Origin of the sequence: Streptomyces sp. MZ04 (genome assembly GCF_004684775.1) — a bacterium.
Classification (GTDB): domain Bacteria; phylum Actinomycetota; class Actinomycetes; order Streptomycetales; family Streptomycetaceae; genus Streptomyces.
In genome coordinates this window covers 22166-33929 of the sequence record NZ_SRIC01000059.1, presented here as the reverse complement: position 1 = coordinate 33929, position 11764 = coordinate 22166, and the positions used below count along the sequence as shown (strand labels likewise).

12 protein-coding genes and 1 pseudogene are annotated in these 11764 nt (G+C 71.3%); 8 read left to right on the top strand and 5 right to left on the bottom strand.

All coding sequences use genetic code 11. The annotated features are described in order from the left end of the window. Positions 1-86: 86 nt before the first annotated feature. From E2651_RS15580 to E2651_RS15560, 5 genes are all read right to left on the bottom strand, one after another. A complete protein-coding gene (locus E2651_RS15580; protein WP_135331726.1) occupies positions 87-842 on the bottom strand; it encodes an SDR family oxidoreductase in 756 nt (251 codons plus the stop codon). 42 nt (positions 843-884) lie between these two features. Further along, the gene (locus E2651_RS15575) at positions 885-1673 is read right to left on the bottom strand and encodes an SURF1 family protein (RefSeq protein WP_135331725.1); all 789 of its coding nucleotides are present in this window, start codon (positions 1671-1673) and stop codon (positions 885-887) included. Between the two features lie 60 nt (positions 1674-1733). Next, the gene (locus tag E2651_RS15570) at positions 1734-1967 is read right to left on the bottom strand and encodes a hypothetical protein (protein ID WP_135331724.1); all 234 of its coding nucleotides are present in this window, start codon (positions 1965-1967) and stop codon (positions 1734-1736) included. 90 nt (positions 1968-2057) lie between these two features. Then, complete coding sequence (locus tag E2651_RS15565) at positions 2058-3065, bottom strand: DEDDh family exonuclease (protein ID WP_135331723.1); 1008 nt, start codon at positions 3063-3065, stop codon at positions 2058-2060. Between the two features lie 31 nt (positions 3066-3096). Next, the gene (locus tag E2651_RS15560; RefSeq protein WP_135331722.1) at positions 3097-3747 is read right to left on the bottom strand and encodes a TetR family transcriptional regulator; all 651 of its coding nucleotides are present in this window, start codon (positions 3745-3747) and stop codon (positions 3097-3099) included. A 96-nt stretch (positions 3748-3843) separates the two neighbouring features. Here E2651_RS15560 and E2651_RS15555 point away from each other — a divergent pair, with 96 nt between their 5' ends. The 8 genes and pseudogenes from E2651_RS15555 to E2651_RS15520 all read left to right on the top strand — a co-directional run bounded on the left by E2651_RS15555 (position 3844) and on the right by E2651_RS15520 (position 11759). Further along, on the top strand, positions 3844-4641 hold the full coding sequence (locus E2651_RS15555) for an acetoacetate decarboxylase family protein (protein WP_135331721.1): 798 nt from the start codon (positions 3844-3846) through the stop codon (positions 4639-4641). Between the two features lies 1 nt (position 4642). After that, a complete protein-coding gene (locus tag E2651_RS15550; protein WP_135331720.1) occupies positions 4643-5527 on the top strand; it encodes an SDR family NAD(P)-dependent oxidoreductase in 885 nt (294 codons plus the stop codon). 14 nt (positions 5528-5541) lie between these two features. Continuing rightward, positions 5542-6840 carry an amidohydrolase family protein gene (locus tag E2651_RS15545; protein ID WP_135331719.1) on the top strand — a complete coding sequence of 433 codons (1299 nt, stop codon included), beginning with the start codon at positions 5542-5544 and terminating at the stop codon, positions 6838-6840. 56 nt (positions 6841-6896) lie between these two features. Continuing rightward, positions 6897-8135 (top strand): amidohydrolase family protein, encoded by a 1239-nt coding sequence (locus E2651_RS15540; protein WP_135331731.1) that lies wholly within the window; start codon positions 6897-6899, stop codon positions 8133-8135. Positions 8136-8182: 47 nt separating this feature from the next. Beyond that, a complete protein-coding gene (locus tag E2651_RS15535; protein ID WP_135331718.1) occupies positions 8183-8899 on the top strand; it encodes a VIT family protein in 717 nt (238 codons plus the stop codon). A 107-nt stretch (positions 8900-9006) separates the two neighbouring features. Further along, on the top strand, positions 9007-9891 hold the full coding sequence (locus E2651_RS15530) for a sterol desaturase family protein (RefSeq protein ID WP_135331717.1): 885 nt from the start codon (positions 9007-9009) through the stop codon (positions 9889-9891). Between the two features lie 59 nt (positions 9892-9950). Then, entirely contained in the window at positions 9951-10658 is a 708-nt protein-coding gene (locus E2651_RS15525; protein ID WP_245238853.1) for a lysoplasmalogenase, read from the top strand. Positions 10659-10683: 25 nt separating this feature from the next. Then, a pseudogene (locus tag E2651_RS15520) lies at positions 10684-11759 on the top strand (zinc-dependent alcohol dehydrogenase family protein). Positions 11760-11764: the final 5 nt, after the last annotated feature.

Genomic DNA, 11764 nt, shown 5'->3' with positions numbered 1-11764 from the left:
CGGCGGAGCCGGTGATCTGCGGTCACCTCGAGGCCGGCGCAGCCGGAAAGTTTCGGGAAGGGGCGGGGTTGGGGAAAAGAAACCGCCTAAAACCCCCGCCGAGCCCCACCATCCACCGGCAACATGACCCCCGTCAGATAGGACGCCGCAGGAGAGAGAAGGAACGCGGCCGTGTGGCCGAATTCCTCCGGGGTGCCGTAGCGGCGCAGCGGGATACGGGACTCGTTCGCCGCCCGCGTCGCCTCAGGATCCGCCGAGAGCCCGTCGAGCTCCCGCACCCGATCCGTGTCGATACGCGCCGGGAGGAGTCCGACGACGCGAATGCCCCGCGGCCCGAGCTCGTCGGCCAGCGACTTGGCGAAGCCGGCGAGGCCCGGCCGCAGCCCGTTGGAGATCGTCAGACCCGGAATCGGCTCGTGCACGGACGCGGAGAGGACGAAGCCGATGACACCCCCCTCACCGAGCTCGGCCGCGGCGGCCCGCGCAAGCCGCACCGCCCCGAGGAAGACCGACTCGAACGCCGACTCCCACTGCTCGTCCGTGTTGTCGGCGGCGAACCCCGGCGCAGGCCCCCCGACACTGATCAGCACACCGTCGAACCGCCCGAACCGCTCCCGCGCGGCATCGATAAGCCGCCCGGCGACGGCAGGATCGCCGTTGTCCGCGGCGATGCCGGACGCGTCGGGGCCCAGCGCGCTCGCCGCTTCGGCGACGGTCTTCTCGTCCCGCCCGGTGATGAGTACCTTCGCGCCGTCCGCGATCAGCTCACGAGCGGCGGCGTTGCCGAGGCCCCGGGTGGCGCCGGTGATGACGTAGACGCGGTCCTTCAGTCCAAGATCCATGGCCCTATCCTGCCGCGTCACGGCCGGGGAACGCGAGGCCCGTCACACCGCAGCGGGCGTCGCCTCCGCGGCGGACTCCGCCGCGGCCGCCGTGCGGTCCCGCACCTCCCGGCGGACCAGGATCACCCAGCCGATGGGAACACCCGCGCAGAACAGCCACCACTGGACCGCGTACGCCATGTGCGGGCCGATGTCGCCGTGCTCGGGCTCGCCGATCACCTGGGGGGATCCGGACGCGGGCTCCGGCGAGGTCAGTTCGATGTAGCCGCCGAGGACCTGCTTGCCCAGGCTGTGCGCCTGCTGCCCGCTGCTGATCAGCATGATCTGACGGTCCGGAAGACCCTGGAGGTCCTTGATGCCGCTCTTCGCGGACGTCTCGTCGGCCATCAGCCGGCCGGTGACGGTCAGCTCGCCCTTGGGCGCCGGGGGAACCTTCGGGAACACGGTCTGCGGCCCGTTCGCCGGGATCCAGCCCCGGTTGACGAGGAGCACCTTGCCGTCGTCGAGGACGAACGGAGTCAGGACGTGGAAGCCGATCTCCTCGTCGGAGTTGGTGCGGCGCCGCACGACGACCTCGTGCTCCGTGTCGTACGTGCCCTTCGCGCTCACCCGGCGGTAGCGCTCGTCGTGCGAGACGGCGTGACCGGGGGACGTGAGCCGCTCGGCCGGGACGGGCTTGGCGTCCAGCGCCTTGGAGATCAGCGCGTTCTGCGCGACGCGGTGCTCGTGGCGGTGCAGCTGCCAGAAGCCCAGCTCGATCATCGTGGGGATGAGAACGAGGGCGATGAGGGTGAGGATCACCCACTGCCGGGACAACAGGAAGCGGTACACCCCACGACGGTACAACTCGGTCGTGGGGTGTACGGGGGTGGGGTGCTCGGAAGGCTCGGGTCACACCCTGTCGACGATGCCCACCTGCCCCTCCGCGCGCGAACAGTGCGCACCGCAGTACCACTGCCCGTCGGCCTCCACGCCCTGGCCGATGATCCGGCACCGGCAGTGCTCACAGATGGGCGCCATGCGGTGAATGGCGCAGGAGAAGCAGTCGAAGACGTGCACCGCGCCTTGCGCGTGCACCTCGAAGGACATGCCGTAGTCGTTTCCGCAGACCTCGCAACGTGCCATGCGCCACAGGGTGGGACGCGCGGCGCCCGCATGCGAGTGGGCAGGCGGGGCGCGGCCCGACAATCACCCGTCTGACACCCGCCCGGCGGCTCAGCCCTCGGCCGCCGGAGCGACGTCCTGGAGGAGCTGGCCGAAGGCCGCCTCGTCGATGACCGGGGTGCCGAACGCCCGTGCCTTCGTGGTCTTGGACGTACCCGAATCCGGGTCGTTCGTGACGAGCAGGCTGGTCAGCCGAGACACGCTCGTCGCGATGTGAAGGCCGGCCTCGACCGCGCGGTCCTCGAGCAGCTCCCGCTCGATCGAGGTGTCCCCGGAGAACGCGACGCGCATGCCCTGCTGGAGCAGCTTGCCCGGCTCGTAACGCCCCGGGTTGGGGTAGGGGCAGGCGGGCCGCTTGCGCGAAGGGCGCCAACTGCCCTGGCCGTACGAGGAGTACGAGGACTGTCCCGCAGACGGGCCCGTCGACTGGCGGACGATCCGCGCCGCACCGTCGGACCACTCGGTGAGCGGACGGCACTCAAGAAGCGGCAGGCGCACCCCTCCGCTCGCCGCCGCCCGCAGGCTCGGCCGGAAGGCCTCGGCGAGCACGCGCGCGTCGTCGAGCGCGTTGTGCGCGTTGCGCTGCTCGACCCCGAAGTGCGCGGCGAGCGACTCCAGCTTGTGGTTGGGCAGCGGGAGCCGCAGCTCCTTGGAGAGGGCGATGGTGCACAGGCGCTGGCGCACCGGGGCGGTGCGCTCCGCACGCGCGTACTCCCTGGCGATCATCGACCAGTCGAAGACGGCGTTGTGCGCGACCAGGACGCGGTCCGCGAGGCGCGCGGCGAACTCGTCGGCGATGTCCTTGAAGAGCGGCGCGTCGGCCAGCATCGCGCTCGTGAGTCCGTGGATCCAGACGGGTCCCGGATCGCGCTGCGGGTTGACCAGCGTGTACCAGTGGTCCTCCACCTCGCCCTGGGCGTCCACTCGGTAGACGGCAGCCGACACTATGCGGTCGTCGCGGGCCAGCCCTGTGGTCTCCACGTCGACGACCGCGTATCCCGTGGGATACGCGGCCGGCCAGGGGGCTGCGGACGCTGCGGTCGTCTGGTCTTCGAGCATGGTCCCTGAGGATACGGGCCGCGACTGACAGTCAGGTCCCCGGTCCGAGCAGTCCGGCCACGAGCGCGCGCACGGATGTGGTGAACAACGCCTCCGGGTCGACGGGCGCGGCGAGCGCGCCGGCGAGCTCCGGATCGTCCTCGGCGGTCTCCGCCGTCCACAGCTCCTCCTCGCCGGGCCGCTGCACCGGCGCCCGTTCGCGGTTGCGCTCGACCAGGACGTGCCCGACGACATGGACCTGGACGGCGCGCACCGCGTCGGCCGCCCGCGCGCCCCGCAGGCCCGCCGCGTGCACCTCGTGCACCAGGACCCGCTGGGCGGGCAGGAACATCCGCTCGGTGAGGCCGCGTTCGTGCACCATCGCGACGAGGTGCGGATGGTCGCGCAGCTGGCGGCGCAGGGCGCGCGCCACGGAGGCGATGCGCCGGGCGGGGGTCTTTCCGGAGGGGCGGATCTCGCGGAGGTCGGCGAGGGTGCGCTCGACGAGCGCGTCCAGGAGCGACTCGCGGTTGCCCACGTGCCAGTAGATCGAGGTGACGGCGGTGCCGAGTTCGGCGGCGAGCTTGCGCATGGTCAGGCCCTGCGGGCCGTGCTGTTTGACGAGCGCGGCGGCGGCGGCGAGCACCTGCTCCCGGTTCAGATGCGTACGCGTTCCTTCATGACGCGGCTCTTCACTCTTCACGGCTCCTGTTGTAACTGTGTTACAGAACCTTCCGCAAGACCTCCCGCAAGTCCCCGTCGCGGGTCCGACTCCCGCGCCGACGAAGGGTGGTACGACATGGGACGCGTACGTTACGGAGCGCGCACCGAGGCGGAGATCGCCGCGACGCGCACCGCGAGCTCGAAGCTCCCCGACATCTGGTCCACCGGCGTGGTGGCCGTCTGGGAGAGCGACCCGGACGCGGTGGCGGCCGTCCTGCCGCCGCCGCTCAAGCCCACGCACCGCCCTCTGGTGCGGGCCAACATCAGCAAGGTCGACCTGCCGGGCTATCCGCTGGGCGCGGGCTCGGTGGCGGTGGCCGCCGAGCACGGGGGAGTGGAGGGCTGGTATCCGCTCGTCATGCCGATGACCCACGAGCGCGCCCTGATCGGCGGGCGCGAGGTCTTCGGGGAGCCGAAGAAGCTCGGCGAGGTGGAGGTGGAGCGCGACGGCCTGGTCGTCGGCGCCCGGCTCGCCCGGCACGGCATCGCGTTCGTCGAGGTGCGCGGCGCGGTCAGCGGCGACCTGCCGCTCCCGGAGCCGGCGCGGAAGACCGACTTCTACTTCAAGTTCCTTCCTGGAGTGGACGGTTCGGGCTTCGACGCGGACCCGGTGCTCGTGCACTGCGTACGCAACGAGAAGGTCCGCAAGCTGGAGGCCGTCACCGGCGACATCGTGCTGCGCGAGTCCATGTACGACCCGGTCGCCGACCTCCCCGTGCGGGCGGTCGTCGAGATCACCATCGGCGAGAAGACCACCGACCAGAAGGGCCGCGTCGTCGAACGGGTCAGCGCGCAGGCCCTCCTGCCCTACATCCACCAGCGCTACGACGACCCCCAGCAGATCCTCGACGGCCCGCCCGAGGGGAGCGTCTGAGATGGAGCTGCGCGAAGGGCAGGTCGCCGTCGTCACGGGCGCGGCGAGCGGCATCGGCCTCGCGATGGCGCGGCGGTTCGCGGCACAAGGACTGAAGGTGGTCCTCGCGGACGTCGAGGAGAGCGCCCTGGAGAAGGCGGCGGCCGGGCTGCGCGAGGACGGGGCGAGCGTGCACGCGCGCGTGGTCGACGTCGGCTCACGCGAGCAGGTCTTCGCGCTCGCCGACACGGCATACGAGAAGTTCGGCGCCGTCCATGTGCTGTGCAACAACGCGGGGGTCGGCTCGGGCGCCGAGGGCCGCATGTGGGAGCACGAGCCGAACGACTGGAAGTGGGCCTTCGAGGTCAACGTGTGGGGCGTCTTCCACGGCATCCAGGCCTTCGTGCCCCGGATGATCGCGGGCGGCGAGCCGGGCCATGTCGTCAACACGTCCTCCGGGGACGGCGGCATCGCACCGCTGCCGACGGCGTCCGTGTACGCGGTCACCAAGGCCGCCGTGGTGACGATGACCGAGTCGCTGTACGCCCATCTGAAGGCGGAGCACGCGCGCGTGGGCGCCTCCGTGCTCTTCCCGGGGCCGCACATGCTGCGCACGGGGCTGTGGGAGTCGCACCGCAACCGCCCCGACCGGTACGCCAAGTCCCGCCCCCGCAGGACCCCTTACCGCAGCCTCGACCAGTGGGAGACGGCGATGAAGGAGGCGGGCCAGGAGGTGGAGTTCACGCCCGTCGAGCAGGTCGCGGACTTCGTGGCGCAGGGCATCGCGGCCGGGCGCTTCTGGCTGCTCCCGGAGAGCGAGCACAGCGACCGGCAGATCAAGGCGAGGTCGCGGTCGATGCTGGACCGCGCCGATCCGTCGTACCTGGAAAACTTCATCCTCGACTGACTGAGGGACGTGTGATGACGGCTCAGCAGAACGACCCGTACCTGATCATCTCCTCCGACTGCCACGCCGGGCTCCCCACCGAGGAGTACCGGCCCTATCTGGACAGCCGCTTCCACCGGGAGTTCGACCAGTTCCTCGGCGAGCGCGACGCCCGCCGCCAGGAGGCGACCCGGCTCGGCATCCGCAACGACGCGTTCGCCGCCAAGTGGTTCCAGGACAACGAAGAAGGCCTGCGCGGCGGCTGGGAGACCGCACAGCGCCTCAAGGAGCTCGACGGCGACGGCGTGGCCGCCGAGGTCGTCTTCCCCGACGCGGACGCCGTGGACAGCCAGACGGCCGCCCCCTTCGGGGTGGGCCTCGGCCTCTCCGGCGACCAGGACCCCGAGCTCGGCATGGCGGGCGCGCAGGCGCACAACCGCTGGCTGGCCGACTTCGTCTCCGAGCATCCCGAACGGCACTGCGGTGTCGCCCTGTTGCCCATCACCGGAGAGGTCGACCGGGTCGTCGCCGAGGTGCACCGGGCCAAGGAGTCGGGGCTCGGCGCGCTGATGATCCCCTCCATGTGGGTCGACAAGGCGCCCTACCACGACCGCCGTTACGACCCCGTGTGGGCGGCGGCCGCCGAGTGCGCGATGCCCGTGGTCACCCACTCCGGGGCGGCACCGCGCCACGAGTACGGCGACCACCTGGGGATCTACGTCTCCGAAGTGACCTGGTGGCCCGCGCGGCCGCTGTGGTTCATGCTCTGGTCCGGCGTCTTCGAACGCCACCCGGGGCTGAAGTTCGGCGTCGCGGAGTCCGGCTGCTGGTGGCTGCCGAACCTCCTGTGGTTCATGGACCGCCTTTACCTGGGCGCGCACGGCGGCAAGAAGCTCTCCCCGTTCGCGGAGCTCAAGCGGGCCCCGCACGAGTACCTGGACCGGCAGCTCTTCGTCTGCGCCACCAACACCAAGCGCCGCGAACTCGCCCAGCGCTACGAGATCGGCGTGGACAACATCCTCTGGGGCAGCGATTTCCCGCACCCCGAAGGGACCTGGCCCGACACGCGCGCGTGGCTGAAGAAAACCTTCCACGACATCCCGGTGGGGGAGACCCGCCGGATGCTGGGCCTCGCGGCGGCGGAGGTCTTCGGCTTCGACACGGAGAAGCTGGCACCGCTGGCCGCCCGCATCGGCCCGACGCCCGCCGAACTCGGCCAGTCCACCGAGGGCGCGGCTCAGCGGGCTGTGGAGGCCTCCTGGGCGCGCTCGCGCGACGTGGGCCGCCACTGGCTGACGGAGAACGACTTCCCGGTACTGGGGGCGGACACATGAGCCGGCAGCGCATGACCGAAGAGGGCATGACCGATGAGCGCATGACCGAAGAGGGCATGACCGAAGAGCGCTACACCGTCATCTCGGCCGACTGCCACGCGGGCGCCGATCTCCTCGACTACAAGCCCTACTTGGAGTCCCGCCACCACGACGCGTTCGACGCGTGGGCGGCCACCTACGTCAATCCGTACGAGGACCTCCTCGCCGACACCGCCGACCGCAACTGGAACTCGGACCGCCGCGTCGCCGAACTGGAACAGGACGGCATCGTCGCCGAGGTCGTCTTCCCGAACACCATCCCGCCGTTCTTCCCCAGCGCCTCCCTGATGGCCCCGGCGCCCACGCGCGAGGAGTTCGAGCAGCGCTGGGCGGGCCTGCGGGCCCACAACCGCTGGCTCGCCGACTTCTGCGCCGCGGCTCCGGGCCGCAGGGCGGGCGTCTTCCAGATCCTCCTCAACGACGTCGACGAGGCCGTCAAGGAGATTCACTGGGCGGCCGACGCCGGGCTCAGGGGCGGCCTCCTGCTGCCCGGCACGCCGCCGGGATCGGGACTCGCCGAGCTCTACTCCGCGACGTACGACCCCATCTGGGCGGCCTGCGCCGAGCGCGGCGTGCCGGTCAACCACCACGCGGGCTCGGCGTCGCCACCGCTGGGCGAGGAACCGGCCGCGCGCGCCGTCTTCATGGTGGAGACGACGTGGTTCTCGCACCGGGCGCTGTGGCACCTCGTGTTCGGCGGTGCCTTCCGCCGCCACCCGGAGCTCAGGCTCGTCCTCACCGAGCAGGGCTCGGGCTGGATCCCGGGTGTGCTCGACATGCTGGACTACTACCACGGGCGGCTGGTCGCGGCGGCTTCGAAGGCGGACACGGCCGAGACCGCGGAGTCGAAGTTCGGTGCGGGCCTTGCCGATTCGATGGGCAAGGGGCCGTCCGAGGTCTGGCGCGAGAACTGCTTCGTGGGCGCGAGCTTCATGCGCCCGCACGAGGCGCGGATGCGGGACCGGATCGGCCTCGACAAGATCATGTGGGGCAGCGACTACCCGCACGACGAAGGCACGCACCCGTACTCGCGCGAAGGCCTGCGCATCGCCTACGCGGGTTTCCCCAAGGACGACATAGCGGCCATGGTCGGCGGCAACGCGGCCCGCGTCTACGGCTTCGACCTCGAGCTCCTCGACGCGATCGCGGCGCAGGTCGGACCGACCGTCCAGGAATTGGACGAACCCCTCAAGGAGGTGCCCGCCGGCGCGACGAGCCCGGTGTTCGCCCCGGGAGGGTCGGTACGCGTCTGGTGACGGCGTGCCCCTGCCGACTCGCTCGCCCGGGGTGAGACCCTCCCCGGGTGAGCGATCAGGCACCGGAACACGACGAGGCGCACGGCGGCGCGCTCGCCTCGCGGCTCAACTGGCTGCGGGCTGCCGTGCTCGGGGCCAACGACGGCATCGTCTCCACGGCGGGCCTCGTCGTCGGCGTCGCGGGCGCCACCGACGACCGCGGCACCCTGCTCACGGCGGGCCTGGCCGGACTGCTCGCCGGGTCGATGTCGATGGCCGCGGGCGAGTACGTCTCCGTGTCCACCCAGCGCGACTCCGAGAAGGCCGCCCTCGCCATGGAGAAGCGCGAGCTGCGGGAGCAGCCCGAGGCCGAACTGGCCGAGCTGACCGGCCTCCTCGAAGAGCGCGGGCTCAGCCGCGACGTGGCCCTCGAGGCGGCCCGGCAGCTCACCGAGCGGGACGCGCTGCGGGCCCACGCGCGCGTGGAGCTCGGTATCGACCCCGACGAACTCACCAACCCGTGGCACGCCGCCTGGGCCAGCTTCGTCGCCTTCACCATGGGCGCGCTCCTTCCGCTCCTCGCGATCGTCCTGCCGCCCGCCGACTGGCGCCTCGCCGTCACCGTCGTCTCGGTCCTCGGCGCGCTCGCCCTCACGGGCTGGAGCAGCGCGCGCCTCGGCTCAGCGGCCGTGCGTCCCGCCGTGCTGCGGAACATGGCAGGTGGAGCGCTGGCCATGGCGGTCACCCACGGGGCGGGCGCGCTGCTCGGGGCGGTCGGCGTCTGAGCGTCCGATTTTGGCGGGGCCCGCCAACATCCGTCGTCTTACCACCGGTAATACTTGTCGGTAACTACGTCTAGCGGCGGCCCGTCAGGGGCCTTTACGGTGCACCCATGCCGCCGAACCTGCCCGATGTCGTGCTGTGGTCCATACCCGCCTTCGTGCTGCTCACCGTCGTGGAGATCGTGAGCCACCGGATCCATCCCGACGAGGACGACGCCGGGTACGAGACGAAGGACGCCGCCACCTCCATCACCATGGGCCTCGGCAGCCTCGTCTTCGACTTCCTGTGGAAGATCCCGATCGTCGCCATCTACACGGCGATCTACACGCTGACGCCGCTGCACATCCCCGTGCTGTGGTGGACCGTCCCGCTGATGCTGCTCGCGCAGGACTTCTTCTACTACTGGTCGCACCGCGGACACCACGTCATCCGCATCCTGTGGGCCTGCCACGTGGTGCACCACTCCAGCCGCAAGTTCAACCTCACCACGGCGCTGCGCCAGCCCTGGACGAGCCTGACGGTCTGGCCCTTCTACGTCCCCCTGGTCGCGCTCGGCGTGCATCCGGCGGCGCTCGCGTTCTGCTCGTCGGCGAACCTCGTCTACCAGTTCTGGATCCACACCGAACGCATCGACAAGCTGCCCCGGCCCTTCGAGTACGTCTTCAACACCCCCTCGCACCACCGCGTCCACCACGCCTCGCAGGGCGGCTACCTGGACCGCAACTTCGGCGGCATCCTGATCATCTGGGACCGCATGTTCGGCTCCTGGGTCGCCGAGACGGACCGCCCCGTCTACGGCCTGACCAAGAACATCACCACGTACAACCCGCTGCGGGTGGCGACGCACGAGTACGCGGCGATAGCGAAGGACCTGAAGACGGCGACGACGTGGCGCGAACGGGGCGGCAGACTCTTCAGGGGCCCGGGCTGGCAGCCGCAACCCCAGACACCACAGAACAAGGCGCCGGAGCCGGTCCCGGAGAGCGTGGCATGAGTCCTGTTCCTGTTGTGGGCAGGCGTTCCGCACGGCGGAACGGGTGGGCACAACCCCAAGTGCCGGGCACCGATGAAGCAGCGTCCAGCAAGGCAAGGCTGTTCCTGGCCGCATTCGCCGTCGCGGCCGCAGGAGACCTGGCAGCACTACTGGCGGACTCCGACCTCGCCCACACCCTCTTCAAGCCCCTCCTCATGCCGCTCCTGGCGGCCTACGTAGCCACCGTCAAAGGCCCCCGCCTACTGATCGGCGCCCTCCTCTTCGGCTGGGGCGGAGACACCCTGCTCCTGGCGGACGCGGACCCCGCGTTCCTCGCGGGCATGGGCTCCTTCGCGGCCGGCCACGTCTGCTACCTCCTGCTCTTCAAGCGGCACGGCAAGGGATACGGCACGGCACGCGCGCGTGGCGCGGGCCTCGTCGCGGCGTACGCGGCAGCCCTCGTCACGACCGTCGCGCTGCTCTGGCCCGACCTACCGGCGGACATGCGCGGCCCGGTGGCCGGCTACAGCCTGCTGCTCACCGCGATGGCCTTCGGGGCGACCACGCTGGGTCTCACGGCGGCGGCGGGCGGCGCGCTCTTCCTCCTCTCCGACACCCTCATCGCGACCGGCGTCGCCGAGTGGCCACAGGCGCCCAGGCCCGACTTCTGGATCATGCTCACCTATATCGCCGCACAGTTCCTGCTGGTCAGAGGCGTACTGGCAGCGCTGCCCGCGCGGGCCCCGCACACCCCGCCGTACGGTGAAGGCCGGACGGGCACGTCCTGAGGGGGGATCCCGCGAGGAGCTCCCCATGCGCGCCACCACCATCCACGCCCCGTACGACCTGCGCGTGGAGGACGTACCCGAACCGGTCGCCCAACTGCCCACGGACGCCGTCGTACGCGTCCTGCGCGCCTGCATCTGCGGCAGCGACCTGTGGGCGTACCGGGGCGAGTCGGCGCGGCAGCCGGGGCAGGGGGTCCCCCCAGGCCCTTAAGGCACTGGGGGAGGATCGGCCATGAGTTCCTCGGTCTCGTCGAGGAGACCGGCTCCGAAGTGACCGGCTTCCGGCGCGGTGACCTGGTCGTGGTGCCCTTCATGTGGTCGGACGGCGTCTGCGACTACTGCAAGGAGGGGCTGACCACCTCCTGCGTGCACGGCGGCTTCTGGGGCCAGGTCGGCTACGACGGAGGCCAGGGCGAGGCGGTGCGCGTGCCGTTCGCGGACGGCACGCTGGTCCGGCTGCCCGCGGACGCCGCCTCCGACGACCATCTGCTGTCCGCCCTGCTCACCCTGTCGGACGTGATGGGCACCGGCCATCACGCGGCACTCGGCGCGGGCGTACGGGCCGGGACGGACGTCGTGGTCGTCGGCGACGGGGCGGTCGGCCTGTGCGCGGTGCTCGCCGCCGTGCGGCTCGGCGCGGAACGCGTCATCGCGCTGGGCCGCCACCAGGTGCGTACGGACATCGCGCGCGGCTTCGGGGCCACCGACGTCGTCGCCGAGCGCGGCGACGCGGCGGTGGAGGCCGTCCGTGGACTCACGGGCGGCCAGGGCGCGCACTGCGTGGTCGAGGCGGTCGGCACCGAGCAGTCGATGCGCACCGCCGTGAACGTCACGCGCGACGGCGGGGCCATCGGCTTCGTGGGAGTGCCGCACGGCAGCAGCACGGGCCTCGACCTGAGTGTCATGTTCGACCGGAACATCGCGCTGCGCGGCGGCGTCGCGCCGGTGCGGACGTACATCCCGGACCTGCTGCCCGACGTCCTGGACGGCTCCCTCGACCCGTCGCCGGTCTTCGACCTGACGGTGGACATCGAGGGCGTACCCGGCGGCTACAAGGCGATGGACGAGCGGACCGCGCTCAAGGTGATGGTGACCAACTGAGCGGG

Coding starts and splice junctions, on each gene's coding strand:
- E2651_RS15555 (WP_135331721.1), top strand. CDS start 3,844: ATGGGACGCGTACGTTACGGAGCGCGCACCGAGGCGGAGATCGCCGCG.
- E2651_RS15570 (WP_135331724.1), bottom strand. CDS start 1,967: ATGGCACGTTGCGAGGTCTGCGGAAACGACTACGGCATGTCCTTCGAG.
- E2651_RS15580 (WP_135331726.1), bottom strand. CDS start 842: ATGGATCTTGGACTGAAGGACCGCGTCTACGTCATCACCGGCGCCACC.
- E2651_RS15540 (WP_135331731.1), top strand. CDS start 6,897: ATGACCGAAGAGCGCTACACCGTCATCTCGGCCGACTGCCACGCGGGC.
- E2651_RS15550 (WP_135331720.1), top strand. CDS start 4,643: ATGGAGCTGCGCGAAGGGCAGGTCGCCGTCGTCACGGGCGCGGCGAGC.
- E2651_RS15545 (WP_135331719.1), top strand. CDS start 5,542: ATGACGGCTCAGCAGAACGACCCGTACCTGATCATCTCCTCCGACTGC.
- E2651_RS15530 (WP_135331717.1), top strand. CDS start 9,007: ATGCCGCCGAACCTGCCCGATGTCGTGCTGTGGTCCATACCCGCCTTC.
- E2651_RS15565 (WP_135331723.1), bottom strand. CDS start 3,065: ATGCTCGAAGACCAGACGACCGCAGCGTCCGCAGCCCCCTGGCCGGCC.